Annotated in this window: 19 protein-coding genes and 6 pseudogenes; 19 read left to right on the plus strand and 6 right to left on the minus strand. The window is 55.0% G+C overall.

The annotated features are described in order from the left end of the window. Positions 1-108: 108 nt before the first annotated feature. The 4 genes and pseudogenes from cysW to JCM15764_RS09380 all read left to right on the plus strand — a co-directional run bounded on the left by cysW (position 109) and on the right by JCM15764_RS09380 (position 2,796). A pseudogene (gene cysW / locus JCM15764_RS28085) lies at positions 109-980 on the plus strand (sulfate ABC transporter permease subunit CysW). A gap of 190 nt (positions 981-1,170) precedes the next feature. Further along, positions 1,171-1,695 carry a sulfate/molybdate ABC transporter ATP-binding protein gene (locus JCM15764_RS29470; protein WP_439645277.1) on the plus strand — a complete coding sequence of 175 codons (525 nt, stop codon included), beginning with the start codon at positions 1,171-1,173 and terminating at the stop codon, positions 1,693-1,695. 142 nt (positions 1,696-1,837) lie between these two features. After that, positions 1,838-2,140 carry a TOBE-like domain-containing protein gene (locus JCM15764_RS29475; protein WP_243688667.1) on the plus strand — a complete coding sequence of 101 codons (303 nt, stop codon included), beginning with the start codon at positions 1,838-1,840 and terminating at the stop codon, positions 2,138-2,140. Positions 2,141-2,367: 227 nt separating this feature from the next. Next, the gene (locus tag JCM15764_RS09380; protein WP_054695019.1) at positions 2,368-2,796 is read left to right on the plus strand and encodes a toxin-antitoxin system YwqK family antitoxin; all 429 of its coding nucleotides are present in this window, start codon (positions 2,368-2,370) and stop codon (positions 2,794-2,796) included. Between the two features lie 8 nt (positions 2,797-2,804). Here the strand turns inward: JCM15764_RS09380 and JCM15764_RS26395 are convergent, their stop codons facing one another. The 5 genes from JCM15764_RS26395 to JCM15764_RS09400 form a co-directional block, all read right to left on the minus strand. Beyond that, on the minus strand, positions 2,805-3,446 hold the full coding sequence (locus JCM15764_RS26395; RefSeq protein WP_279384351.1) for an exo-beta-N-acetylmuramidase NamZ domain-containing protein: 642 nt from the start codon (positions 3,444-3,446) through the stop codon (positions 2,805-2,807). Beyond that, positions 3,416-4,060: an exo-beta-N-acetylmuramidase NamZ domain-containing protein gene (locus JCM15764_RS26400; protein WP_279384352.1), complete on the minus strand. Its 645-nt coding sequence runs from the start codon at positions 4,058-4,060 to the stop codon at positions 3,416-3,418. Before JCM15764_RS26400 ends, JCM15764_RS26395 begins: the two co-directional genes overlap by 31 nt. 113 nt (positions 4,061-4,173) lie before the next feature. Then, entirely contained in the window at positions 4,174-5,112 is a 939-nt protein-coding gene (locus JCM15764_RS09390; protein ID WP_054695022.1) for a rhomboid family intramembrane serine protease, read from the minus strand. A gap of 36 nt (positions 5,113-5,148) precedes the next feature. After that, a complete protein-coding gene (locus JCM15764_RS09395; protein WP_243688668.1) occupies positions 5,149-6,474 on the minus strand; it encodes a phosphoglucose isomerase-related protein in 1,326 nt (441 codons plus the stop codon). Continuing rightward, positions 6,455-6,697, minus strand: a complete 243-nt coding sequence (locus JCM15764_RS09400) for a hypothetical protein (protein ID WP_054695029.1) — start codon at positions 6,695-6,697, stop codon at positions 6,455-6,457. The genes JCM15764_RS09395 and JCM15764_RS09400 overlap by 20 nt, the downstream gene beginning before the upstream one ends. A gap of 168 nt (positions 6,698-6,865) precedes the next feature. Here JCM15764_RS09400 and truD point away from each other — a divergent pair. The 6 genes and pseudogenes from truD to JCM15764_RS09430 all read left to right on the plus strand — a co-directional run bounded on the left by truD (position 6,866) and on the right by JCM15764_RS09430 (position 13,039). Beyond that, positions 6,866-8,095: pseudogene (truD, locus tag JCM15764_RS09405) on the plus strand (tRNA pseudouridine(13) synthase TruD). 35 nt (positions 8,096-8,130) lie between these two features. After that, positions 8,131-8,454 (plus strand): DUF4212 domain-containing protein, encoded by a 324-nt coding sequence (locus tag JCM15764_RS09410; protein ID WP_054695031.1) that lies wholly within the window; start codon positions 8,131-8,133, stop codon positions 8,452-8,454. After that, a complete protein-coding gene (locus JCM15764_RS09415; RefSeq protein WP_054695036.1) occupies positions 8,447-9,970 on the plus strand; it encodes a VC_2705 family sodium/solute symporter in 1,524 nt (507 codons plus the stop codon). Before JCM15764_RS09410 ends, JCM15764_RS09415 begins: the two co-directional genes overlap by 8 nt. 92 nt (positions 9,971-10,062) lie before the next feature. Next, positions 10,063-11,295, plus strand: coding sequence for a putative nucleotidyltransferase substrate binding domain-containing protein (locus JCM15764_RS09420; protein ID WP_054695039.1), 1,233 nt, complete (start codon positions 10,063-10,065; stop codon positions 11,293-11,295). A gap of 9 nt (positions 11,296-11,304) precedes the next feature. After that, a pseudogene (locus JCM15764_RS09425) lies at positions 11,305-12,110 on the plus strand (sugar phosphate isomerase/epimerase family protein). 105 nt (positions 12,111-12,215) lie between these two features. Next, positions 12,216-13,039 (plus strand): annotated as a pseudogene (locus JCM15764_RS09430) (polysaccharide deacetylase family protein). A gap of 305 nt (positions 13,040-13,344) precedes the next feature. Here JCM15764_RS09430 and proC read toward each other — a convergent pair. After that, complete coding sequence (gene proC, locus JCM15764_RS09435; protein ID WP_439645274.1) at positions 13,345-14,091, minus strand: pyrroline-5-carboxylate reductase; 747 nt, start codon at positions 14,089-14,091, stop codon at positions 13,345-13,347. A 434-nt stretch (positions 14,092-14,525) separates the two neighbouring features. Here proC and JCM15764_RS09440 point away from each other — a divergent pair, with 434 nt between their 5' ends. From JCM15764_RS09440 to JCM15764_RS09480, 9 genes and pseudogenes are all read left to right on the plus strand, one after another. Further along, positions 14,526-15,071, plus strand: a complete 546-nt coding sequence (locus tag JCM15764_RS09440; protein ID WP_012646762.1) for a helix-turn-helix domain-containing protein — start codon at positions 14,526-14,528, stop codon at positions 15,069-15,071. A gap of 293 nt (positions 15,072-15,364) precedes the next feature. Continuing rightward, a pseudogene (locus tag JCM15764_RS09445) lies at positions 15,365-16,557 on the plus strand (saccharopine dehydrogenase family protein). An 87-nt stretch (positions 16,558-16,644) separates the two neighbouring features. Then, positions 16,645-17,799, plus strand: a complete 1,155-nt coding sequence (gene nspC, locus JCM15764_RS09450; RefSeq protein ID WP_054695041.1) for a carboxynorspermidine decarboxylase — start codon at positions 16,645-16,647, stop codon at positions 17,797-17,799. A gap of 119 nt (positions 17,800-17,918) precedes the next feature. Further along, complete coding sequence (speA, locus tag JCM15764_RS09455) at positions 17,919-19,826, plus strand: arginine decarboxylase (RefSeq protein WP_054695043.1); 1,908 nt, start codon at positions 17,919-17,921, stop codon at positions 19,824-19,826. A gap of 155 nt (positions 19,827-19,981) precedes the next feature. Further along, positions 19,982-21,151 (plus strand): MFS transporter, encoded by a 1,170-nt coding sequence (locus JCM15764_RS09460; protein ID WP_054695157.1) that lies wholly within the window; start codon positions 19,982-19,984, stop codon positions 21,149-21,151. Positions 21,152-21,706: 555 nt separating this feature from the next. Continuing rightward, entirely contained in the window at positions 21,707-22,921 is a 1,215-nt protein-coding gene (locus JCM15764_RS09465) for a hypothetical protein (RefSeq protein ID WP_054695045.1), read from the plus strand. A gap of 15 nt (positions 22,922-22,936) precedes the next feature. Further along, positions 22,937-23,637: pseudogene (locus tag JCM15764_RS09470) on the plus strand (cytochrome C). Positions 23,638-23,665: 28 nt separating this feature from the next. After that, complete coding sequence (locus tag JCM15764_RS09475; protein ID WP_054695048.1) at positions 23,666-24,859, plus strand: hypothetical protein; 1,194 nt, start codon at positions 23,666-23,668, stop codon at positions 24,857-24,859. A 3-nt stretch (positions 24,860-24,862) separates the two neighbouring features. Next, positions 24,863-25,435, plus strand: a complete 573-nt coding sequence (locus JCM15764_RS09480) for a hypothetical protein (protein ID WP_054695051.1) — start codon at positions 24,863-24,865, stop codon at positions 25,433-25,435. Positions 25,436-25,555: the final 120 nt, after the last annotated feature.

A 25,555-nucleotide genomic window follows, 5' to 3' on the forward strand; every position in this document is an offset into this window, starting at 1 on the left:
CGAATTGACACGAATTGACACGAATAAAGAGGCTTTGAATGGTTATTCGTGAACATTCGTGAAATTCGTGGCTGATGGTTTGGACCTAAATCTCTATGTGAGGGTGAAATGAATATAGTTGGAGCGCTGACAACAAATGGAGAGCGAAGCAGCGGAGGCGAACTGACCGAACCAATGCTGGTGCGATGGCTGCTGATCGCCGCCGCACTGGTATTTCTCGGCCTCTTCCTGGTTGTGCCGCTGGCCGCCGTTTTCAGCCAGGCCCTGGAGAAGGGCTTTGCCACTTATCTTGCCGCCCTGCACGAGCCCGATGCTGTTGCCTCCATCAAGCTGACGCTGGTGGCGGCAGCCGTCAGCGTACCACTTAACCTGATTTTTGGTGTGGTGGCTGCCTGGGCCATTGCCAAATTCGATTTCCCCGGCAAAAGCTTCCTCATTACCCTGATAGATCTTCCCTTTTCCGTGTCGCCGGTTATCTCCGGCCTCATCTACGTGCTGCTCTTCGGCCTGCAGGGGTGGCTGGGCCCGTGGCTCCAGGAGCACGACATCAAGATCATCTTTGCCGTGCCGGGTATCATCCTGGCTACCATTTTCGTCACCTTTCCCTTTGTGCTCGTGAACTGATTCCCCTCATGGAATCACAGGGGAAAGACGAGGAGGAGGCGGCACTGGTATTGGGAGCCAGCGGGTGGCAAACCTTTTGGAGGGTTACCCTCCCCAATATCCGCTGGGGTATCCTTTACGGCGTCATTCTCTGTAATGCCAGGGCCATGGGGGAATTCGGCGCGGTATCCGTCGTTTCCGGCCACGTGCGCGGCTCCACCAACACCATTCCGCTGCATGTGGAGATTCTCTACAACGAGTACAATTATGTGGCCGCCTTTGCCGTGGCGTCACTTCTGGGGATGCTGGCAGTCGTCACCCTGGTTGCCAAGAGTTTCGTGGAATGGCGGATAAAGGCTGTGAAGAGTGACGGGTGATTGGTGATTGGTGAAGAGTGAAGAGTGAAGAGTGAAGAGTGAAGAGTGAAGAGTGAAGAGTGAAGGCGCATCAAAGGAATGGGGAAGAACAGATGAGCATTGAAGTCAAAAATATAACCAAGACCTTCGGCGGTTTTACTGCCTCAAGGATGTCAGCGTCAACATACCTACGGGGGAACTGATTGCCCTCCTGGGTCCTTCCGGTTGCGGCAAGACGAGTCTTTTGCGGATCATTGCCGGTCTGGAAACGCCGGATGGGGGAAGTGTCCATTTTAACGGCGCCGACACCACCAGGCACGAAGTACGCGAGCGTAAAGTGGGTTTCGTGTTCCAGCACTACGCACTGTTCAAGCACATGACCGTCTTCGATAACATCGCCTTCGGGCTCCAGGTAAGGCCCCGCAAGACGCGGCCGGCCAAGGAAGAGATTGCTGCCAAGGTGCACGAATTGATCCGGCTGGTCCAACTGGAGGGGATGGCCCAGCGCTACCCGTCCCAGCTTTCAGGCGGGCAGCGGCAGCGGGTGGCCTTGGCCAGGGCCCTGGCGGTGGAACCGCAGGTGTTGCTCCTGGATGAGCCATTCGGCGCCTGGATGCCCGGGTCAGGCAGGAACTGCGCCGTTGGCTGCGGCGGCTCCATGATGAGCTGCACATCACCAGCGTCTTCGTCACCCATGACCAGGAAGAGGCGCTGGAAGTGGCCGACCGGGTGGTGATCATGAATGCCGGCCAGGTGGAGCAGGCCGGAACGCCGGAAGAGGTTTATGATCATCCGGCTACCCCCTTTGTCTACAACTTCCTCGGCAACGTCAACCTTTTCCATGGCCGGGTAAACCAGGGGCAGGCCAAACTTGGGAGATGGAGCTCTCCACCCCGGAACTGGCAGCGGTGCCGGACCGTCCTGCAGTGGGCTACGTGCGTCCCCATGACCTGGAGCTTGAGCGGAACTACTCGAACAGTTCCTCGGTGGAGGCTTCGATCCGCCACATCCATGCTGTCGGGCCGGTGGTACGGATAGAGCTGGAGCGGGGGGATACCTTCGAGATCCTGGAAGCGGAATTGACCAAGGACGTTTACCAGAAGCTGGCGCCCAAGGTGGGGGAGAAGGTCTTTGTCCGGCCGAGGAAATACCGGGTCTTCGTCGATGACTACCAGATCTGATGCGGACTGCAACCGAGGAGAATATGCTGAAAAATGCCGAGCAGCAGCCGTGGACCATGGAAGTGGAACAAAGGATCAAGGATTCGCTTAGGTTGACCTTTTTTTGTAGCGTAACCTGGATCGTTCATAGCCGTTTTGAGGGTTTTATCTTGATGAGAGGGTAATGTTGGATATTATTAACTTGAAGTGTTTTGTCATCCGGGAAAGCTTAATTGCGCGGAGATACCATGAAGCTCATCCTGCTCATCGCTCTGGCCTCCATCATTGCTTTGGCCGATTGCTTCGCTGCCGATCAGTCCATCTGCAATCCGGGCACCGAAATAAGTTACTTCCCCAATGGGGCGGTTCGCTCCTGCCTGCTGAGGGACTTTTACCCCATTGACGGCATCACCTGCAACCACTTGGAAAGAATCACCTTTCACGGCAACGGCAAGCTGCAGAGCTGTGTTTCAAGCGATGAAGTCTTGGTTGGCAACGTGCCCTGCGCCAGATACGGCTGGATAAGTTTCTATCCCTCAGGCCGGCTTGAGAGATGTACCCTGAGAGTCGTCACGGAGATTGAAGGTAAACAGTGCAATGAGCAGGAGGAGGTGAGCTTTCTGGAGAACGGGAAGCTTCTTTCCTGTTCATCGCCGCCCGGAACGATGCCTTTTTAACAGGCCTGTCAGATTTGCCTGGTCGGTTCATCTTCATAGAGCAGGTAATTTTTACGCAGCTGCAGAAAGTCAGCAATCTCTTCCGCCCAAAGTTGAGTGATTTCCTCCGGTGATTTCCCCTCTTCCACCGCCTGTCTTGCCAGACCTGATCCGACCATGTCTTCAAAACCCTGACGAAAAAAGGTCTTTCTCTCTGCGGTAGAAAGCCCGTCGTATAATTCCGAGACTACTGCAATGCCCACCTCCACCGGCTGGACTGCCAGGTAATCGTCTATTACCAACTCAACACCACTGACAGCCTTATTCATCTGTTTCGGCAGGGATGATTTTCCGGGCAAGGAAAGGGGGGTGAACTGCACTGGATCGAAGTGGATGCCGGCAAGCTCTTGCCGGTTAAGTTTTTTAGCAACGGCTGCCCTGTCCAGGCCCGGAATGCCGGCTAGGCGGAATGGCCTGTCAGTGCCTCGTCCTTCACTGGCGTTGGTTGCCTCCAGAAGGCCAATGCCCGGATAAAGGAGGGCGCTTTCGAAGTCCGGAATATTGGGGCTGGTCGGCAGCCAGGTCAGCCCCGTGTCCGGCCAGCGCATCCACCTCTGCCAGCCCTCCATCCTGACGACGATTATCTCCAGTTGGGCCAGCCCAGGCAGCATGCCTGCTCCTTGATCATCAATGCCATTTCACCGACTGTCATGCCATGGGCAATGGGGATGGGGTAAAAGGAAGTGAAGGTTGCCGGCAGCTCTTTCCTGATAAAGCCTGCCACATAATTGCCCCCCAGAGGGTTGGGCCGGTCGAGGACCATGAAGGGAATGCCTTTTTCCGCAGCGGCTTCCATCACCAGCCCCATGGTGGAAATGTAGGTATAGAACCGGACCCCCACATCCTGGATATCGAAGACCACCAGGTCGATATCCTTCAGGTCTTCCTGTTTCGGTTTCTTAGCCGAACCATAGAGACTCCTGACCGGAATGCCATCGCAGGTGCCGTTGCCGATATGGATGCCGTCTTCTGCCGTCCCTTTCAGCCCGTGTTCGGGGGTGAAGACAACTGCCGGGGGAACCTGGGCCTTGATCATCAGGTCCATGAGATGGATGCCATCCACCACGGCGGTGTGATTGGTTACCAGGGCGAATCTCTTGCCGCGCAGAGGCGAAAAGTCTTCGCCGGCCAGTATCTGAGCGCCGGTTCTGACCGGTGCGGCAAATGAGAGGGAGGGAGCCCCGAGGAAGATAAGGAATGTTATGGCAATAACGCAGCGGAACACGTGAGTACCCTTTGTCCAGTAGAAGCCGCAACAGCTTAGCTGAAACGACATGCGACAACAACAAATTTTGCGTTTGATTTTTCTTATCGGCGAGGGGGCTTTTATCTTGAGTGTTACCGAGCGAAGAGAGCCAGCCACCAGGCGCCAAGGACAACTGCAGCACTGGTCACGGCAAGAAAGGCATTGAGAAATTTCTGGGGCTGACCGAACCTGGCTGTGGAGAGCCCGGTGATAAAGCCCAGGGCTATGCCGGAGATAAAGCCGAAAAGATGTGCGCCCAGGTCGGTGTTTTTCCCTTCCGTACCCAGGATGGCCAGAAGTGACAGGGCTGCGGCAACAGGAAGAATCCGGCGCCCCTGAAGGGCGTGTGGGTGGTGGAGCATGTTGACTGCGGCAAGGACGCCGACGGCGCCGAAGACGGCGGTGGATGCACCTATGGAGCTATGCTGCGGCTGGTTGAGGTAAACGTTGGTCAGGTTGCCGAGAATGCCCGACAGGAGGATCAGGCTCCAGGCCAATCCGGAGCCGAGCTGACGGCAGAGCCAGATGGTGAAGATACCGCCGATGGCCAGGTTGCCAAGAAGGTGCGCCGCGTCAGTATGTAGAGTGAGTGCAGTTACCAGCCTCCACCATTCGCCGGAGAGGATTCTGGCCGCATTGCCGCTGCCAAGAGCCTGCCAGCTGACGCTTGCATGATTGGCAATGGCGATGTCCAGGCGGGTGATGTTGTGAAAGGTGGCCAGCAGTATCAGCACCGATAGCGTGCTGAGGGCGTTTTCCTTCAGGGGAGGTGTCAGGGATATGTGGGGTGGCCAGGCGTGGTTTTCCTTTTCGAAGAGGCGCAGTTCATCCCTGGCGGCAATGAGAAAATCGTCGGGTACCAGTATCAGCCAGCCATCTTCGCTTTTCTCGGTGCGGAACGGGATGCCGCGGGCTTCCAGCACCAGGGCCCAGAGGCGCACCCGTCGTTCCGACAGGGGCGAATTTTCTCTCCATACCCCAAGTTCCGCAGGGATGCTCAGCCATTCGGATTGTTCAGCTTCCCGTTCCATGCCTGCCAGTATGGCAGATAGCCTGGCCCTCGTCCATCAGGAAACATATATCTTTCCCGTTGTCCCGGAAAGATTGCGGTAATGCCTGATGAGACAGCTGGTGGAGCTGTCATGGTCTGGTGTGGTTGAGCCATTTTCCAGTTCCATCGCGATATTTCGTGCCTCCAGCTTTCCGAACTCCATCCCTTGCCGGTCAATTATCCCCCATTGACCGACGACCTGTTGGGTGTAAACAGCGTGTTCGTAGAGGGCCAGGAGCTCGCCGAATACTTCCGGTGTCAAGTTTTCCGCAAGAATGGTATTGCTTGGATGATTCCCTTCCATGGGCAGGTATTGTTTCAGTGAATCGGGACACTTTCCCCCTTGGAATTGGCTTGCATGCCTGCCGAAGGCAAGGGACTTTGTCAGGGCGAACATCTTTGCCATGAGCAGATTGTTGCTCCCTCCGTCAAGCTCTTCATCCCGGCAGAAGCCGATAAAGTCGCATGGGCAAATGGTGCTGCCGTGAAGGATCTGCTGGCAGATGGCATGCTGTATGTTAGTTGCCTCGTCAGGTTCCCCGATTGGCATTGCTTCCATGTTGCTGCCGCTGCAGGTGACAAGCCGGTTGACATATACCGGAAGGTTGGACAGCCACCGGTGGTATGGTAGGAGCGCCATTTGCCTGCTGCCGTAGAAATTGCAGTACCAGACCCGCAGAAGTCCCATGGTTACCGGCAGATTGCGGTTTAACGGCGCAGTGCTGAAGTGCTGGTCCATGGAACGGATGCCGGCCAGCATGCGCTGGAAGATCCCTGTTCCCAATCCAACCATGGTTGAAAAATCCACCAGCCTGCTTCCCTGACTCCGGCTGGCAAAGATGTTTCCCGGATCGATGCCGAATTTTCTCGCTTCTTCCTCATTGAGGGAAACGGCAGTGAAGTGGCGAGCTACAGCGCATTCGTCTCTCATGGCTTTGAGAACCCACCGGCGGGCGGTATGGGCGCAGACCATCGTTTCGCGGCAGGTGAATGTATCGGAAACAACATTGAAAAGGGTTTCCGCCGGATTGAGTTCATTGAGGATGCTGCAGAAGTCCAGGTTGTTGGCCCTGGTAATGAAAAGTGTCGTCACATTACCACGGATGAAGCCTTTCAACGCCTGATAAGCCATGGGCGGGCCGGGATCGCTTTCATTGACATTGATGTTGATGACCGTCTTGATGCGCATGCCGCTATGACCGGTCCATTCCCCGTTCCAGATCCTGTTGGCAAGGTCGGTCATCCTGGCCGATTCCTCATCTTTCTGCAAAGCCTGTCGAAAGGCAGACTGGCAGCCTATCTCATCAAAGGTCATGAACCGTTCATCTATTTTTTCCGGCAATTTCCTTGCCTGGCAAGTTCCATGAGAAGTTCCATGGTTTTTGCGTGATCAGGTTCTTTGAGTAGTCCAGGTAAAGCCCCTTTTCCTCCATGCTGAACCGCTCGCCACGCTGGTGGTCTTCGGCGAAGAGCTGAAGGAGATGGGAGTTTTTCATCAGCTGGTGATGAACCTTAAGTGCCTGCAATGGGATGTTCATCAGGGGGGTGTTCTCTGCTGTTGGCATTGGTTCTCCTTTTAATGTCGCGGGTGTATATGGAACCGATGGCTGCCATAGATATTAAACTATTCTAAGCGATAACGTGAATAAGGCAAACCTGCTCGGGAAAATTCTCCATTTCCCAGCTGCTAAAATTAATTAATCTGGTTGAAAGATGGCCTGTCAGACGCTATTATGTGGCCAACAAATAACAGGGTTTTACAGGAGCACCTATTGCATCCCTATCTCACCGGGAATATACCGGGCACGGGCGGAATATTCAAAGAGACACCGGAAGATTTCCTGGTTACGGAAATCCCCATCTACACCCCCTGCGGTGAAGGGGAGCATATCTATGCCGAGATCGAAAAGCGAGGCATCACCACTCTTGAAGCCATACGCCGTCTGGCAAAGGCGCTGGGCGTAGGGGAGCGTGATGTCGGTTACGCCGGGATGAAAGATGCAAAAGGGATTACCCGCCAGACCATTTCATTGCCCAGGGTGGCGCCGGAGCAAGTGCTCGGGCTGGAACTGTCCGGGATCAAGGTCCTGTCGGCGGTACCGCACAGGAATAAACTGAAGGTCGGTCATTTGCGGGGCAACCGTTTCCGTATCCGAATAGGCGGTGTCGGCGCCGATGCTGCAACTATCGCCATTGCGGTACTGGACATCCTGGAGAAAAGGGGGGTGCCCAATTTTTTCGGCGAGCAGCGCTACGGCGCCCAGGGCAACTCCCATCTCATCGGGGGAGCAATGCTGCGCAACGATTATCGTGGCGCAGTGGATGCCCTGATCGGCGAGCCGGACAAGGTAACGGACGAACGGTGGCGAGGGGCTATCGAGGCATTCAAAGCGGGAGATCCGGCCAAAAGCCTGGAGATCTTCCCCCCCACTGCCGCACGGAGCGGGAACTGCTCCAGAAACTGGTCAAGCAGCCGGATGCCCATGAAAAGGCTTTTCGTGCCGTTCATCCTCGCCTGAGAAAATTGTACCTGTCCGCCTTCCAGGCCGACCTGTTCGACCGGGTAGTGCATCAACGCATGGACAGCCTGGATCAGGTTGTCCCTGGAGATGTCGCTTTCAAGCATGATAACGGCGCATGCTTTCTGGTCACAGATGCAGCTGCCGAGGCGCCAAGGCAGCCGCCTTTGAGATTTCGGCCACCGGACCCATGTTCGGCTGTCGCATGAAAGAGCCCGAAGGGGAGACCCTGGCCATGGAGCGCCGATTGCTGGAGACTGAAGGATTGACCCTGCCAAGCTTCGACCTGGAAGGGGGCCTTCGTATGGAGGGAGAACGGCGCCCTTTGCGTGTGCCAATCGCAGAAATCGGAGTAGAAGCGGACGGGGCAGGACTTGTCCTGGAGTTTTCCCTGCCCAAGGCTCCTATGCCACCACCGTGCTGCGAGAGGTTATGAAGTCATAAAAAACATCTGCAGAATGATCCGGGGAGGTGTATTCATGAAAGACAGCAAAGACTCCTATAGCGTCAATATTTTCAAGCCGAAGAATGGCTACATGCATGATGAGGTACGAATTATCCTGCTGATCCTTCTGGGCTGGCTGGTTATGACCTTCGGCTTTCAGCTGCTCGTGGTTCTCCTGGGGGATGTGAACGGGCAGAGCCTGCTCACCATCCGCACCTTTTTCACCCTCCCGTTCCATTTCTGGTTTACGGGCCAGTTTCTTCCACTCTGGTTCATCATCCTCTGCATCGTTTTCAATCTCTGCATTGATCGCCTCAGTGAAAGTCACAGCCGCAGGAGAGACAGATCCTATGACTAGCGAGAACCTATCGGTCTGGCCACTCATTTTTATTGTCGGAGTTCTCATTGCCTTCGTTCTGGCGGGGCTGAGTGCAAAGGCACGGGATAGCTCAAGCTACGGTTTCGGCGGGCGATATATCGGGCGTATCGGCGGGGGGGCCGCCATCGCCAGTAACTGGATGAGCGCGGCCAGCTTCCTGGGCCTTGCCGGCATCATCTACCTGCAGGGCTATCAGGGATTTGCCTATGTAATCGGCTGGACTGGCGGATATGTCCTGCTGCTGGTGCTGATGTCGGGGCAGATACGCCGTTTCGGCAAGTTTACCACCCCCGATTTCGTCGGCGACCGGTATGATTCCGACGCTGCCCGGTTCATTGCCGCCGTTATTTCCATTGCTATCTCCGTTATCTACAGCGTGGCCCAGTTCAAGGGCCTGGGCATGGTGTTCGCCTGGCTGCTGGGGAGCGATTACACTACTGGTCTCATGGTGGGATCAGCTGCAGTGGTGTCATACGTGGTCATCTGCGGCATGCTGGGGGTGGCGAGAAACCAGCAGATGCAATACTTCGTCCTGATCGTCTCCTTTATCGTGCCCCTGATGTTCCTGGCCTGGCGGCTCGGCTACTTCTGGATACTTCCCCAGTTCGGCTACGGGCAGGGGATTCAGGACCTGGCAACGGAATTCCATGTGGATTTCGCCGCTCCTTTTGTTTCCGGTTCCCTGTTCCAGTGGGTCGCCCTCTGTTTTACCCTCATGGTGGGCACTGCCGGACTGCCCCACATTCTATCCCGCTTTTATGTTGTGCCCAATATCCGGGACGCACGCTGGAGCCTTGTCTGGGGGCTTTTTTTCATCGCCCTCATTTACTGGTCGGCCCCCGCCTACGCCGTTTTTGCCAAGCTGTTCGAGGCGAGAGGAGGTGCCGTGCCGGACACGGCGACCGCCAGGCAGATTGCCGACATTATCGTTCTGAAAGCTGCCCAGGGCGCGCCGGTCTGGCTTACCGGCATTCTTGCCGCCGGAGCAGTCAGCGCCACTTTTTTCACTGTGGCCGGCCTGCTCATGAACGGTGCTGCTGCCTTCTCCCATGACATCTACTACCGGCTCATCAATCCCCTCGCTTCCGAAGCCCACAAAATGGCCATTGCCAAGGGTGCTATCCTGGCCCTGGCCGCCATAGTCTTTCTCCTGGCTTTAAAACCGTGGGCCATGATCGCCGAGATAACCGCCGTTGCTTTTGCCCTGGCAGGCAACACTTTTTTTCCCGTCTTCCTACTGGGAATCTGGTGGGGAAGGGCCAACCGCCAGGGGGCCATTGCCGGCATGCTCACCGGGATCGTCATCACCTTTTCATCGCCGCTTCTGGCCAGCACGTTTCCTCTCGTGGGAAAGCTCTTCCCCCTGACCGCCTCCGCCCTTTGCGGAGCACCACTGGTTATCGCAGTTATAACAGTCGTTTCACTGCTGACCCCTCCCCCTGACGAAGAGATGCAGCGTTTTCTGGCCGAACAGGTCCACGGGCATCTTGATTAGCGGTGATGATTAGCGGTGATTGGTGATTGGTGATTGGCGCGGACTACCTTTATCACGGGCTACCGACCCGCCTGAATAAACAGGAGTAATTGATGGCAATTTTTCTCGGTGCCAAAGGTGGTGATATCGTCGCCACCCAGAGTGCTTCCCGCCTGCTGGCTGCCGTACGCGAAAAAGTGGCAGGAAAGATGGCCTATCTCCTTGCCGGGGAAGATGCTGAGCTCCTCCGTGGCTTGCGGTTGCGGGTTGGAGATGAGCTGGCTTTCGAAGAGGACTTTGCCCATCGTTTGGACCTGCAGCTGCAAGAATTTGCCCAGGTTGAATATGCAGATCAGCTGGCCGGCGCTTGCACCAGTTTCACTTTGCTGGCAAAGGAATATTTCATAAGAAGAAGCTCGGTCATTGCCTTTCACGGTCTGTGCGCAACGTTTCACGACCTGCTGTTTCGCAAAGCGCTGGTGTTGGCCCAAACCGGCACCGGGACCATGTATCCCGACAACATACCGTGCTGCCTTTTGGCAACTGGCAGTGCCGGGCGCAAGGAGTTTTTGCGGGGGACTGACTCCCATTATTTTCTCGTTTACCCTGATTCCCAGGTTCACCATGCCGGGTATTTCGAGGAGATGAGGTACCGGCTGATCGCTCTTCTTGACCAATGCGGAATTTTCGGCGCCGGCCACCGGTATGTTGATGATGGCTGGTTGTGGAAAGGCTCTGAAAGTGAGTGGCGAAGCTGGAGTTCAAGCCAGATGCAGAGGATGGGGAAACTGGGGGAAATTCTGGCCGTACTTGGCGATCTGAGGGGAATTGCCGGTGATGAAACTTTGACGGCCGGTTTGAAAACCATTTCCTCAGAGTTGCTGGCAAAAGAGCAGGGAAAAGACCTCTATGGCCAGGCAGCAAGAAAGCTCTCTTCCATGCCGGTGGCACTGGGCATGTTCGGCAACTTCAAAACCTTACGCAGTGGCGAGCATCGTGGCATGTTCAACTTCGATGAAGCTGTCTTGAATCCACTGCTGATCAACGTGCGAATCCTTGCAGTACATCACAGCCTTGTGGAAACAGGCACCGTAGAGCGGATCAAGGGGCTTGTCAATGCCGGACATCTGGGGGTGGACCTGGCAGACAGGCTGCTGAAGGCCTATCACCTTTTTGCCGGCTACAGGATTAAACAGTCCATGGAAGCGGAAGATTGCAAAGTGAAAGAGCTTTACCTGAATCCCGACGAATTGGGTGAAGAAGAGGCTTTCCTGTTCAAGAGCGGCCTTGAGGCGGTGATCAACCTGCAGAAGATAGTCTACCAAGTCTTTTCGGAGCAAGGGTAGGGGCGTCCCATGAAACTTTCCATATCCACAGGGACACTGTTCACCTTCCCCCTGGAAAAGGTCTTCACCATTGCCATGGAGACAGGCTTCGACGGGGTGGAACTGATCATCAACCACGAGTTCCAGAAGGTGAACAGCCGCCGTCTGATCAAGGACCTCTCGGAAATTTTGCCCGTCTTTTCCATGCATGCTCCGTTCATGCCTCTCGACGGGTGGGGCACGCCGATGGATTCACTGAAGAGATCGGTGGAAATAGCCGCCGACTGCGGCATAAAGCTGGTTAATTTCCATCCCCCTCATGGTTGGGAGGCGAATTCCGCTTCTGGCGCTGGCTGTACCGGATTATGGATTTTCAGGAAGAGGTGGGGCGGGAAGGGGTGATCCTCACCCTGGAAAACATGCCCTGGGTAGGGAGATTCAACATCAACCCCCACATCCTTTCCAATACGGAGAAGATGATAGATTTTCTCCACGAGAAGAACCTTTTCCTCACCTTCGACTGTACCATATGGGCTCGGGAAAAGCCAACTTCATCAACGACTTTTACCTCTTTTACAACTCCGGCCGCATCCGCAATATCCACTTCTCCGATTACGGCCACGGCAGGGAGCACCTGCTGCCCGGGCGGCATTCTGCCCCTGACCCGATTTCTCAATCACCTGCGCAACACGGATTACAGCGAGACCTTGACCCTGGAACTTTCTCCCCATGAGTTTCCCAAAGACGAAAAGATCATTATCGGCAGTCTCAAGGAGATCAGGAGATATCTTGAACGGGAGACGAGGCAGCCGAGCCCGGATGAGGTAAAGTTATAACACCTCTAATCTTCCCCGCGATTTTCCCATGAATTTTATTCCCGTCCCTGTGAAATTCGGCTACACTGACCGGAGCAAAAATCTTCCGGAGGTATGAAATTCGTTATGAAGTTCCGTCTGCTGCTGTTCGTCCTGCTGTTCTCTCTGTTTGCCGCCTTTCCCGTTCACGCCGCTCAACCTGGCACAAAAAAAGTCGTCCCTGCTGTAACCCAGGCGGTTAATGTGCCGATCCTGCTCTACCATCGCTTCGGTCCCACCGTTGCCGACGGCATGACCATCACCACCCCGGTATTCGAGTCCCACCTCAAATTTTTGCGCGATAATGGCTACAAGGTCATTCCCCTGCGTCAGCTGATTGACTACTATCAGAAGAAAGGGCCGGCGCCGGCGCCGAAATCGGTAGTCATCGTCGAGGACGATGCCCACAAGAGCGTTTACACCGACATGCTGCCCCTGGCCAAGAAATACAACGTGCCGGTGACGATCTTCGTCTATCCCTCCGCCATCTCCAACGCCAAGTATGCCATGACCTGGGATCAACTGCGGGAGCTGAAAAAGACCGGGCTTTTCGACATCCAGTCCCATACCTTCTGGCATCCCAATTTTAAGCGGGAAAGAAAAAAGCTGCCGCCGGCAGAGTTCGAGAAGCTGGTTAACATTCAGCTGAAGAAGGCCAAGGAGAGGCTGGACAAGCAGCTGGGCATCTCTGTGGACATGCTCGCCTGGCCTTTCGGTATCCATGACGATTATCTTCTCAACAAGGCGGCCGAAGCCGGTTACAAAGCTACCTTTACCATCCAGGCCCACCATGCCGGTCCAAACGACGCCATCATGAAGCTACCCCGTTACCTGCTCATCAACGCCGACCAGGGCAAGGCCTTCGCCAGATCGTCACCGGCGCAGCGCCGAAACGGAATATCGCTTTTTAGGTGCAAGCCTCACCCCTGCCCTCTCCCTCCTGGAGAGCAGGTGAGGGGATATTGAATCGAGAGCAGGAAGTGACCAACGATATTCCCAAAAAACATCCCTGCCCCGACTGCCATTTCTGCCAGTGGTGCTCCGATGACCGCTGCCGCATGTGTCGGGGGAAGGGATGCGGCGGGAAGCGAAAGCTTTCCGTCGCTGAGCAGATCGCCCTCTACGATGCTTTAAACCAAAAATCTTCAGATGAAAAAAGAGTGGTTGAGCTTCCTCGGCTCAACCACTCTTCATTTCCCTTATCCCAACGAAAACTTTATTTCTTCCCCAGCTCCATGGACCGCGCCGTGGCCGCATCCACTGCTGCGATGGCGGCGTTGCGGAATCCCTCTTTTTCCAGGGCAGCCAATCCGGCAATGGTCGTGCCACCCGGCGATGTCACCTTGTCACGGAGGACGGCGGGGTGTTCGCGGGTCTCCAGGAGCAGCTTTGCCGTACCGAACACAGTCTGGGCTGCCAGTCCGGTAGCCGCTTCGCGGGTCAGGCCGTTCTTCACCCCGGCGTCTGACAGTGCTTCAATAAACGTGAGCACATAGGCTGGGCCGCTGCCGGACAGCCCGGTGACGGCATCCAGCAGCTTTTCTTCCACAGTCCAGCTTTTTCCCACCATGTCGAAGATGTGCCGGGCCAGGGAAAGATCTGCTGCAGTGGCATGGCTGCCGGCACAGAGAGCGGAGGCGCCTTCCATGACCAGTGCCGACGTATTGGGCATCACTCTCACAACCCGCGGCGCCCCTCCCAGGGAATTCTCGATGGCCTCGATTTTGATCCCTGCCATGATCGATATGAAAAGCTGGTCCTGGCGCACGGTCCTCTTTATGTCCTGCAGAGCCTGATTGCAGGTTTGGGGCTTGATACAGAGCAGGATGGCATTGCAGGCACCGGTAACGGCGCTGTTGTCATCGGTGACAGTCACCTCATATCGCTCCTGAAGAAAATCACGGCGTGCACCTATGGGTTCGGCAATCAGCAGTTCCCTTGCCGGTACGCCACCGCCGATCAATCCTTTGATCAGCTTCCGCCATGTTGCCGCCGCCGATAAAACCGATTTTCCTGTCAGTAATCATCGAATTTCTCCAATCATGCATTCAGTTATTGGTGCTCAATAGGTAATAAATCCACCATTAAAAGTCAATAAAAAGGAACCCTCATCCGCCTTCCTGCTGTCGTCGTTGACACTGCTGCCTTTTCTATGACCACCACAACTAAGGGAATTTATTTTCCTTTCTTCGATGTTATTTGCATCCAAAGTTTGACCTTTTTCTGCCGCTAAAAAAGATTTGACTTGTTGAATTACATATATTATAAACCTTAGCCGTTTGTGTCGAGATTAAACATAAAGTTTAGAAATGCTAAACAAGGCATCAGACAAAAAGTTTACCATTACTAAACCATCTTTGTGTAAAGAGGCTGAAATGGTAAACTTTGGAGGAATGCTTGAAGATCGGTGAAAGGTTGAAGCGGCTGAGAATGATCAATTCCCTGACCCAGGAAGAGCTGGCAAGCCGCGCCGACCTTACCAAAGGCTACATTTCGCAGCTGGAGAACGATGCCACATCCCCATCCATTGCCACCTTGAAGGACATCATCGATGTCTTCGGCGTGAGCATGCAGGAATTTTTCAGCGAGACCATTGACGAGGATGTGGTCTACGGCAAGGACTACCGGGTGCAGGCCTCCGGTGACGACGAGAAGATCCGGGTGGAACTGCTGATTCCGGCCGCCCAGAACCGGGATATGGATCCGGCCATGGTGACCCTTGAGCCGGGTGAAGAGATGGAGGAGCAACCGTTCCACGAGGGGGAGGAGTTCGGCTTTGTCCTGAGTGGAAAGGTGCAGTTGAAGCTGGATGACAAGCTCTACACGGTGAAAAAGGACGAATGTTTCTATTTCGGCTCGGATAAAAAGCATTCGATCAAGAACATCGGCCGGACCCAGGCGCGGATATTGTGGGTAGTAACGCCCCCCACCTTTACTTACTGAGGGGGGGACGCGGCTTTTCCGCCCTGGCTGCGTAAGTCTTCGGCGGTTGCTTGTGCGACGTAGCGCTGCTACGTCTCCGCGCACCACCTCGACAGCCTTGCCAGGACGAAAAATCCGCGTCCCCTGTGGCAGTATCGCTTTTAAAAAAACCTACGGGGCGCCAGATTTGTGATGATGGCGGCGACGGAGAGGATGAAGGCCCGCAGACGTAGCAGCGCTACGTCGAGGAGACTTCTGACGAGCCGGCGTCGTCAGCGCGCAAATATGGCGGCCCTTTCTATGGAGGAGTTGCCATGAGCAAGGTATTGATAATTGGTGCCGGCGGAGTCGGCCAGGTGGTCACCCACAAATGCGCCCAGCGGCGCGACATCTTCAGCGAGATCACCCTTGCCTCGCGGACCAAAGCCAAGTGCGATGCCATTGCCGCCCAGTTGGGGGGCAGCATCAAGACCGCCCAGGTGGATGCGGACAACGTGCCCGAGCTGGTGGCTCTGATCAAGCAGGTGCAGCCGAAACTGGTCATCAACGTGGCGCTCCCCTACCAGGACCTGCACATCATGGATGCCTGCCTCGAGACCGGCGTCGATTACCTGGATACCGCCAACTATGAGCCTCTGGATACGGCAAAGTTCGAATATTCGTGGCAGTGGGCCTACCAGGAGCGCTTCAAAGAGAAGGGGATCATGGCGCTGCTCGGTTCCGGCTTCGATCCGGGGGTGACCAACGTCTATACGGCACTTGCCGCCAAAAAGTACCTGGACGTGGTCGAGGAGCTGGACATCATCGACGCCAACGCCGGTTCCCACGGCCAGCCCTTTGCCACCAATTTCAATCCGGAGATTAATATCCGTGAGGTGACCGCCACCTGCAGGCACTGGGAGAACGGCGCTTTTCAGGAGTCGCCGCCGCTGTCCACCAAGCGGGTCTTCGACTTCCCGGAGGGGATCGGTCCCATGAACATCTACCGCCTCTATCACGAAGAAATGGAGTCGCTGGTCAGGCACATCCCCACCATCAAGAAGGCCCAGTTCTGGATGACCTTCTCCGACAATTACCTGAAGCACCTGGAGGTGCTGCAGAATGTGGGAATGACCCGCATCGACGAAGTGGAGTACAACGGCCAGAAGATCGTGCCGATCCAGTTCCTGAAGGCGCTCCTCCCCGATCCGGGCTCCTTGGGCCGCTGACCAAGGGTAAGACCTGCATCGGCGTCATTGCCCGGGGACTCAAAGATGGGAAGCGGAAACAGGTCTACATCTACAATATCTGCGACCACGAGGCCTGCTACAAAGAGGTCAAGTCCCAGGCCATCAGCTACACCACCGGCGTGCCGGCAGTGGTCGGCGCCATCATGATGCTGACCGGCAAGTGGCATGCCCCCGGGGTCTGGAACATGGAGCAGTTCGATCCGGAGGTGTTCCTCAAGGAGCTGGGGCCGATGGGGCTGCCGGAAGTGGTTGTGGAAGGTGAATGGCCGGAATTGTAGGGGCGAACCTCGTGTTCGCCCTTTACGTGGGAATCGGCTTTGATGCGGGCGATCACAAGGATCGCCCCTACCACATCAGGAAAACCTTTGACTGGTATTGACATAGAAAAAATTCTGAAGCTGGCTCCATCCCCCGCCTATGTGGTGGACCTGGGGCGGCTGCGCCATAACCTGGCCATCCTCGATGATGTGCAAAAGCGGAGCGGCGCCAAGATTCTTCTGGCGCTCAAGGCTTTCTCCATGTGGTCGGTGTTTCCCCTCATCAGGGAGACGCTCCACGGGGTCTGCGCCAGCAGCCCTTGGGAGGCGCGCCTGGGGCGGGAAGAGTTCGACCGCGAGGTGCATTCCTTTGCCGCAGCATTCAAGGAACGGGATGTGGTTGAGCTGTTGCAGCTCTCCAACCACCTGGTTTTCAACTCCTTCAACCAGCTGGAGCGCTTCCGCCCCCTGTGGGAAAAGGAGCGGGGCAGGGTCTCGGTGGGCTTGCGTGTGAACCCGGAACATTCCGAGGGGCATACGGCCATCTACGATCCATGTGCTGTCAATTCCCGGCTGGGCATCCCCCGGCGGGAATTCGAAGGGCGGTCGTTGGAGGGGGTTGAAGGGCTCCATTTCCACACCCTCTGCGAGCAGCTGTTCGAGCCCCTGGAGCGGACCGTCAAGGTATTCGACGAGAAATTCGGCTCCTTCATGCCGGGTATGAAGTGGCTGAACCTGGGGGGCGGCCACCACATCACCCGTGAAGGCTATGATATCGACGGGCTGGTTGAGCTGGTCAAACACCTGAAGGCTAAGTACGATGTGGAGGTTTACCTGGAACCGGGCGAGGCTATCGCCATCGGTACCGGCATTCTGGTTGGCGAGGTGATGGACGTGGTGAAGAACGGCATGGATATTGCCATTCTGGATGTTTCCGCCACCTGCCATATGCCTGATGTGCTGGAAATGCCGTACCGTCCCGGCATCACTGGCGGTTTCGACCCTGGCGCCAAGAAGCATACCTACCGCCTGGGCGGGCCGTCATGTCTGGCAGGGGACGTGATCGGCGACTGGTCGTTCGAAAAACCGCTGCAGCCGGGAGACCGGCTGGCTTTTGAAGACATGTCCCACTACACCATGGTGAAAACCACCACCTTCAACGGGATACAGCACCCGGCCATCTGCACCTTTGAGCCGGAGACGGAGCAGTTGAAGGTGGTGCGGCAGTTTGATTATTCTGATTTCAAGAGCAGGTTGTCGTAACGTTTTTCTTCCCCCTTTGACAAAGGGGGACAGAGGGGGATTTGTTTTTGGTATCCGGACAAAATCCCCCCTTACCCCCCTTTGATAAAGGGGGATTCGCATTGTAAAGGTGGCAATGTATGGAACGCTGGAACATCAACGATTCTTCTAAAATCTACAACCTGGACAACTGGGGAGCGGATCTCTTTTCCATTAACAAGAAAGGGAATGTCTGCGTGCACCCATCCCCCAGTTCCAAGAGTTCCATTGACCTGCGGGTGCTGGTTGACGACCTGATCAAGCGGAAGATCAAACCTCCCATTCTGCTCCGGTTCATGGATGTTCTCCAGGGGCGAATAGCCAGTATCAACAGGGCATTCAGAAGCGCCATCACCGAAAATGACTACCCGGCAAAGTACCAGACTTTCTTTCCGATCAAGGTCAACCAGCAGCGGCAGGTGGTGGAAGCGATTGCCAGCTACGGCAAGCGTTACAATATCGGTCTCGAGGTCGGTTCCAAGCCGGAGCTGGTGGCCGGCATCGGCATCTCCAGCGGCAACAACCTGCCTATCATCTGCAACGGCTACAAGGACAGCGAGTATATAGAAACCGTGCTCTATGCCACAGCCATCGGCTACGACATCACTCTGGTCATCGAAAAGCTCTTCGAACTGGAGAAGGTTATCGAGCTGGTGAAGAAGACCGGTATCCAGCCGCGGCTGGGCATCCGCGTCAAGCTTTCCTCCAAGGGAACTGGCAAATGGGCAACTTCTGGAGGGGAGGATGCCAAGTTCGGCCTGCGCATGTCCGAAATCATCGCCGCCATCGACCTTCTGGAAGAGAACGGCCTCCTCGACCGGGTCAAGCTGATCCATTTCCACATCGGCAGCCAGATCACCAAGATCGACAAGATCAAGACCGCCCTCATCGAGGGTGCACGGGTCTACACCGAATTGCGCAAGATGGGGATGGGGATCGAGTTCGTGGATATCGGCGGCGGATTGGGGGTCGATTATGACGGCTCCAAGTCCAGCTACTTTTCCAGCGTCAACTATTCCGTCGAGGAATATGCCAACGACGTCATCTATCAAATCAAGAATATCTGCGACGATGCCGGGGTGGAGTGCCCCAACATCATCTCCGAGTCGGGCCGCGCTACCGTTGCCCATTACTCGGTGCTGGTGACCAACGTGCTCAATACCAATACCCAGCGCCTTACCCCTGATTTCGAGGAGGAACTGGCAGCGGCGGAGAAACTGGCGCCGACGGTGAAGAAGCTGGTGGATATCCACAAAAGCATCGACCGCTACAGCCTGCGCGAGGATTACCACGATACCGTGCAGCTGATCCAGGAGGCGGTGAGCCTTTTCAACCTGGGCTACCTGACCCTGAATGAACGGGCCATGGCCGAATGGCTCTACGGCAAGATCATCAAGAAGATCAACAGCATCGTCGAGAAGATCAAGCCGATCCCCGAGGAGCTGCAGAATTTCCAGCTGGCGCTACGGCAGACCTATTTCGCCAACTTTTCCCTCTTCCAGTCGATCCCCGACTCCTGGGCCATCGATCAACTCTTCCCCATCGTGCCGATTCAGCGCCTCAATCAGAAGCCGGACGTTATCGCCTCCATCGCGGACATCACCTGCGATTCGGACGGGGAGATCACCAGCTTTGTCGGGGAGAACGGCCGGACCAAGTTCCTTCCCCTGCACAAGATCCGCAAGGACGAAGATTATTACATCGGCTTCTTCCTCATCGGCGCATACCAGGAGATTTTGGGGGACATGCACAACCTGTTCGGCGACACCAATGCCGTACACATTACCTTCAACAAGAAAACCGGCTACATGATCGACACGGTCATTAACGGTGACGCCTGCTGGGAGAGTCTCAAGTATGTCCAGTACAAGGGACCAGAGATCCTGAAGCGGGTCAGGGAGCATCTTGAGAAGGGAGTGGCCCAGCGCAAGGTCTCCATCGAGGAAAGCAGCCACTTCATCGAGCTGTTGGACAGAACCCTGTTGGGCTATACCTACCTGGGCGAGTAGGCAAACCCGCAAGGTCAAAGGCCTTAAAGGTAAACTGCAACCACGAATGACACGAATTGACACGAATAAAACCTAAACCAGGTTTTTGATTTTTAAATTCGTGAATATTCGTGAAATTCGTGGTTAAAAGCTTAAAGGCTTCTTCGGAGGTCCTCATGTTCCGCGGCATAACCGGTAATGTCCTCATTCTGGGCATAGTCAGTTTCTTGACTGACGTTTCCAGCGAGATGATCTATCCGCTCTTGCCGCTGTTTCTCACAACCGTCCTCGGTGGCGGGCCTGCCTTTCTCGGTATCATCGAAGGGGTTGCGGAGTCCACTGCCTCATTCCTCAAGCTTTTTTCGGGCATCGTTTCCGACCGGGTAAAAAACCGGCAGAGGCTTGTTTTCTGGGGCTACACGCTTTCCTCTGTTGCCCGCCCCCTGATGGCCGTCGCCACAGCCCCCTGGGCAGTACTGCTGATCCGCTTTTCCGATCGGATAGGAAAGGGGATCAGGACGTCGCCACGGGATGCCCTCATTGCCGATTCTGTAGATCCATCACTGAGGGGCAAGGCCTTTGGCTTTCACCGTTCCATGGACCATGCAGGCGCTGTTGTCGGTCCTCTCATTGCCACCTTTCTTCTGGCATACGTCACCAAGGACTTGCGGACCGTATTCTGGCTGGCGGCTATCCCCGGCCTGCTGGCGGTACTGATGATCGTGCTGCGGGTCAGGGATGTCGCCCGCGCCAGAAAAGAGAGCGATGGCCGTTTTCTCCAGGCCGTTCCCAAAGGAAATTTAAAAACCTATTTGCTTATCCTCTTCCTCTTTACCCTTGGCAACTCTTCCGATGCATTTCTCCTGCTCAAGGCGGGGCAGCTCGGCGTTACTCCGGCACGTATCCCGCTGCTCTGGACCTTTTTCCATGTGATCAAGATGACTTCCTCCATGCCCTTCGGCGCCCTCTCGGACCGGATCGGCCGTCGCGGCATAATCCTTAGTGGTTGGGGGATCTATGTCCTGACCTACCTGGGCTTTGCCCTGGCCGTAACGGAACTCCAGGTTTGGCTTCTCTTCGCCTTCTATGGGCTCTTCTATGGTCTCACAGAAGGGGTCGAAAAAGCACTTTTGATGGATATTGCACCGACAAACGAGCGTGGGACCGCCTTTGGCTGGTACAATTTCGCCATCGGCGCCGGCGCGCTGCCCGCAAGCCTCCTCTTCGGCTTTGTCTGGCAACTGGCGGGGGCCGGGGCAGCCTTTACCTTTGGCGCCAGCCTGGCTGCCGTTGCTGCCTTGCTCATGTTTTTCTTCATAAAAACGGCAAATCCGCCGGTGCGCTAGACTTTCCCCAGGCTTTTACTCAGTTTTTGCAATTTTCTGTTCGATAATCCAGCCCCTGAATTCAATCCACAGATAGAAGAAAATCTCTTTCCCCATATTTTTTACTCAAGTTTTCAACTCTCCCTGTCGACTAGGTAACGGTGCGGCCGATTCGGTCATAAGACTGCTAAAGCCGCCAGTATTCCGGCCATACATGTCAACTATGTGACGTCAGTATCTTGACTTGTGACAGGGGGGGCACCGCCCTGTTATTGTCCAGTAAACCGTTTTTTTAATCTTTCGCAAATTCGGCACGATAAGCCAGTAAGCTATCGGGCGGGGTGTTTGCTGCTTGGTTTTGATTGATTAAGTGATGCTAACTAAAGTTGGCAGGAAATATGCTGACTTATCAGATGTTTGTCCTGAATGGGTAATTGTTGACAAGAGCTCTTTTTTTCATTAAAACCAAATGCCCCTGCTGTTTAAGGCATTACATGTGGAGGAGGTGATCGGTAACCGTAAGCAGCAGCTTGTTATGTTTCAGATGTATTAACGCAAGGAAAGGAGGTTCAATTAATGGGGATTAAAGGGTTATTACGAATGCTTCTGTTCTGCTCTCTGCTCAGCGCTTCAACAGGCTTGGCGGCTGAGATCCACGGCAGAAGTTCCACCCAGTTTCTCTCGTTTAGTAACGAACTGTTGGATGACAAACGCCAGATCGAGCTGAACGAGTATCTGCGTTTCTCTATCACCAACATCGACAAGGCCGGCAAATTTTCCATCCACGGCTACGGCAGAGCCTCGCAGGACTTCACCAATGGAGAAGGTCTGAACGGCCGGCTTTACTATCTGTATGGTGAATATCGCGACCTCTTTGACAAGGCAGATATCAAGATCGGCCGTCAATTTGTCAATCTGGCTGCGGGAAGCGCCATTATCGACGGCGGTCAGGTGGATGTGAAAAATGTCGGTCCTGTCGCCTTTACCATCCTTGGCGGGCGAGATGTCCAGTTCGGGATTAACGGTGAGATTGGCGACGCTACCAATACCGTTCTCGGTATGGGCGCCTACCTGACCGGCTTCAAGAACACCGATGCCGAGGTCAGCTGGTTCCGCAAGTGGGATGAGGGGGATATCGCCAGGGATATTCTGGGCCTGTCCGGCAAGCAGTATCTGTTCAACAACGTCAAGGTCTATGGTAACGCCAGGTACGACCTCACTGCCGAAGCCTTCAACGAGGTGCAGGGGGGCTTGAAGTTTTATCCCCTCTCAAACCTGATCTTTACCGGTGAATATTACCAGAGCTATGCCACCTTCGACACCACTTCTTTCTACTCGGTGTTCGCCGTTGATCAGTATCAGGAAGGCCTCTTCCGAGTCGACTACACCTTCAACGACATGGTCTCCGTCAACGGCGGCTACAATCGTCAGTTCTACGGCGAAGGCGCCCATGCCAATGTCTACCATGTGGGCCTTTCCCTGCGTCCCATCGAACCGCTCCGGGTCAATGTGGAATACGACAACCGCAATGGCTACTACGGCAGTACCAACGGCGGCATAATCGATGCTTCCTACGACATCAACAAGGCTGCTCAGGTTGCAGGTGGTATTACCTATGACGTTTACCAGCGGGATTCTTTAACGGGAGACGAGATAGCCCGTCGGTACTGGCTGGGCGGGAAATACAAAATAGCGAAGAATATGGCGGTATCCGGCCGTATTCAGGATGATGTCAATGCCCGTTACAGCACAAACGTTTCCGGACGTGTGACGTTCGATTACGATTTCTAGAAAGGAGGTGCCACTGTGAAGAAATTGTTGTTTATATGTATGCTTCTGCTGATGTCTGCTCTCTATGTGCAGCAGGCGACGGCTCAGAAGCAGCCCCACAAGGAATATGCCGAATCCAAGCTTTCCGAGTGTGCCAGCTGCCACAAGGCTGAAGGTGTAGCCCCCACCCATGATGCGACTGGGTGCGCAGTCACCGGACCCTGGCAAGCAAGGCCGGCAATAATTGCGCCCAATGCCACGACCAGTCTTACTGTCTGGATTGCCATAAGGGTGGCGGGATAAACGCCGACCTGTCGGTGGATAACTTCGGCCGTGATTATGTGCCCAAAAGTCATCGCAGCGATTTCGTCAATATCCATCCAATCAAGGCACAGGATAATCCCCAGACATGCTACCGTTGCCATGACCAGAAATTCTGTAACGCCTGTCATGACCGCTTCCCCAAAGGAAGCATGCGCATCAAGTCGCACTTGATGTCAGGCAATACCCAGTCCATAAACAGCGTTGCTTTTGGTGAGCATCCTGCCGAGGCACGCCGTAACCTGCAGTCCTGCCAAGCCTGTCATCCGGATGGCGATGTCTGTATTCAGTGCCACAGTGCGAAAACCAGTGGAACTAACCCCCATCCCCGCAACTGGAGAAGCATCAGCAATAACTACAAGGACAAAGCAGGAAGCAAAGTCTGTACTAAATGTCATCTGCCCGGAACCTATTGATAGTTAAATAAACCAAGGAGGATACAGCATGAGTAGAAACATTTTCAGTTATTCGGCAGTAATTGCTTCACTCCTAGCGACGGCGCTGTTCGCCGGTTGTGGAACGAGCAACAAAGAGGGCAATCTCTCGGCAGCCGATGTGGCTAAAGTCGAGGAAACGGCATGTGCACAGTGCCACAGCACCGCTATCGACCATATCGCCGGTACTCCCATTTATGATGCATACCTGCAGTCAGCCCACTTCACCAACAACTTCCGTGTTGTAGGCTGCCAGGACTGTCACGGTGGCGGCGCACAGCATAACGGCGTCGGGCCTCTCCCCTATCCCAATCCTGACGCAGCAGGCAAGTGCTTCGAATGCCACGAGAAATATCTGCCGACAAACCATTTTGCCTCTTACACGGCAGCTGCTCATCCCGGCCAGTACGTGAGCACCAATTACCAGAACTCATGTACCAGCTGCCATGATCCCCATTTAGCCCAAAACGGCATACTTAACGGTGAGATCAATACGGTCACCGGTCAGCTGAAGGGCACAGAGCATACCGACTGGGCCGAGTCCGGTCACGGTGAAGTTGACGGCGAAGCTTGGGCTCACTATGATTTCAAGCTTAGAGAAAACTGCAACCGCTGCCACACCTCGACCGGCTACATTACCTATGTCAGCTCAAACTATGCTTATCCGGTGCCTGCATGGGGCAAAGCAGGGGACAAGACCAACGAGGTCCTGACCTGTAAAGCTTGCCACACCGACTACAACTTCAAGAACCGCATCCGCCGTGCGGGGGCATTCTCCGCACCCTTCAACGGCAATAAAAACCCCATCGCTTTTCCCAATTCCGGAACCTCCAACCTGTGTATCGCCTGCCATAGCGGGTACGAGAGCGGCGGCGCCATCGGTGGCTTTACCGGAACTCTTACCGCCCTTACGGGGGACATGGACACCAAAACAGCCGTCAACTCCCATTATCTGGCTGCAGCAGCATTGTTCTACGGCAAATCCGCCTTCCATTTCTACACATCAAATGTCAAGTATGACACTGGCTATAACACCGGCAAGAACTTCGGTACCTGGAGCATGGCAAGCTGGGATGATCGATCCGTCGACGAACCAGCCCTATGTTGCTTCCGGTGTCTCTACCGGCGAAGATGGTCCCTGTGTAGCCTGTCACCTGGGCTCCGTCAACGGCAACACCAGAACCCATACCTTGAGCGCTTCTGAGACATGGAATGCCCAGGCAGATGTTTCGGCTGCCATAGCAACTTTGCAGCAGAAGGTGGCGTTGATGCCGTCATCGAAGAAGAAAAAGAGCTTTTCGACAGGGGGCTGGACTTCTATCTCTTTACCCTGGCCAACCACAATATCGGCAACAAGACCCCCGTCTACTATGACGTGACTACCTATCCGTACTTCCACAAGTCACTGCCTGCCAAAAGGGGCACAACCGACTTCAAAACCTGGACCATGGGCACGGCTGACAGCACCATCGGTAAACAGGTCATGGGCGTTGCATTCAACTACAACCTGATCAACAGGGAGAAAGGTGCCCACGTCCATAACCGCAGCTACACACGTCGACTGATGTTTGACGGGATCCAGTACCTGCAGAAGGGTGCAAATACTTACTCTACCTCCACAGGTGCCATTGGTGGAACTGCTGACCCCAATGCCCAGCTATCCTTCACGGGATACTCAACGGCAGTGGCTGCAGGAACTCGTCCGGCTAACCCTGTCAGCATTTCACAGCTCAAGGGCTGGCTGTTGAGATCGTCCGGTGGTCTGTACTATAGAAGGTAATATTGTTTACCTGCTGTAACTCGAAACCCCGCTTCGCAAGAAGCGGGGTTTTTTTATCGCTGAGGATCTTTTTCTGTGCAAATCTTTGGACCGCGGATAAAATAGGTTCTGCGGCAGAAA

Origin of the sequence: Geotalea toluenoxydans JCM 15764, assembly GCF_001311985.1 — a bacterium.
Lineage (GTDB): Bacteria > Desulfobacterota > Desulfuromonadia > Geobacterales > Geobacteraceae > Geotalea > Geotalea toluenoxydans.

What these genes read in the sequence shown, in the direction of transcription:
- JCM15764_RS09380 (WP_054695019.1), top strand. Translation starts at nt 2,368, where the DNA reads ATGAAGCTCATCCTGCTCATCGCTCTGGCCTCCATCATTGCTTTGGCC.
- speA (WP_054695043.1), top strand. Translation starts at nt 17,919, where the DNA reads ATGGAACGCTGGAACATCAACGATTCTTCTAAAATCTACAACCTGGAC.
- JCM15764_RS09465 (WP_054695045.1), top strand. Translation starts at nt 21,707, where the DNA reads ATGGGGATTAAAGGGTTATTACGAATGCTTCTGTTCTGCTCTCTGCTC.
- JCM15764_RS09480 (WP_054695051.1), top strand. Translation starts at nt 24,863, where the DNA reads ATGGAATGCCCAGGCAGATGTTTCGGCTGCCATAGCAACTTTGCAGCA.
- JCM15764_RS09390 (WP_054695022.1), bottom strand. Translation starts at nt 5,112, where the DNA reads ATGGAACGGGAAGCTGAACAATCCGAATGGCTGAGCATCCCTGCGGAA.
- JCM15764_RS09410 (WP_054695031.1), top strand. Translation starts at nt 8,131, where the DNA reads ATGAAAGACAGCAAAGACTCCTATAGCGTCAATATTTTCAAGCCGAAG.
- JCM15764_RS09460 (WP_054695157.1), top strand. Translation starts at nt 19,982, where the DNA reads ATGTTCCGCGGCATAACCGGTAATGTCCTCATTCTGGGCATAGTCAGT.
- JCM15764_RS09420 (WP_054695039.1), top strand. Translation starts at nt 10,063, where the DNA reads ATGGCAATTTTTCTCGGTGCCAAAGGTGGTGATATCGTCGCCACCCAG.
- JCM15764_RS09400 (WP_054695029.1), bottom strand. Translation starts at nt 6,697, where the DNA reads ATGCCAACAGCAGAGAACACCCCCCTGATGAACATCCCATTGCAGGCA.
- JCM15764_RS29475 (WP_243688667.1), top strand. Translation starts at nt 1,838, where the DNA reads ATGGAGCTCTCCACCCCGGAACTGGCAGCGGTGCCGGACCGTCCTGCA.
- JCM15764_RS09415 (WP_054695036.1), top strand. Translation starts at nt 8,447, where the DNA reads ATGACTAGCGAGAACCTATCGGTCTGGCCACTCATTTTTATTGTCGGA.
- JCM15764_RS09475 (WP_054695048.1), top strand. Translation starts at nt 23,666, where the DNA reads ATGAGTAGAAACATTTTCAGTTATTCGGCAGTAATTGCTTCACTCCTA.
- JCM15764_RS26395 (WP_279384351.1), bottom strand. Translation starts at nt 3,446, where the DNA reads ATGCTGCCTGGGCTGGCCCAACTGGAGATAATCGTCGTCAGGATGGAG.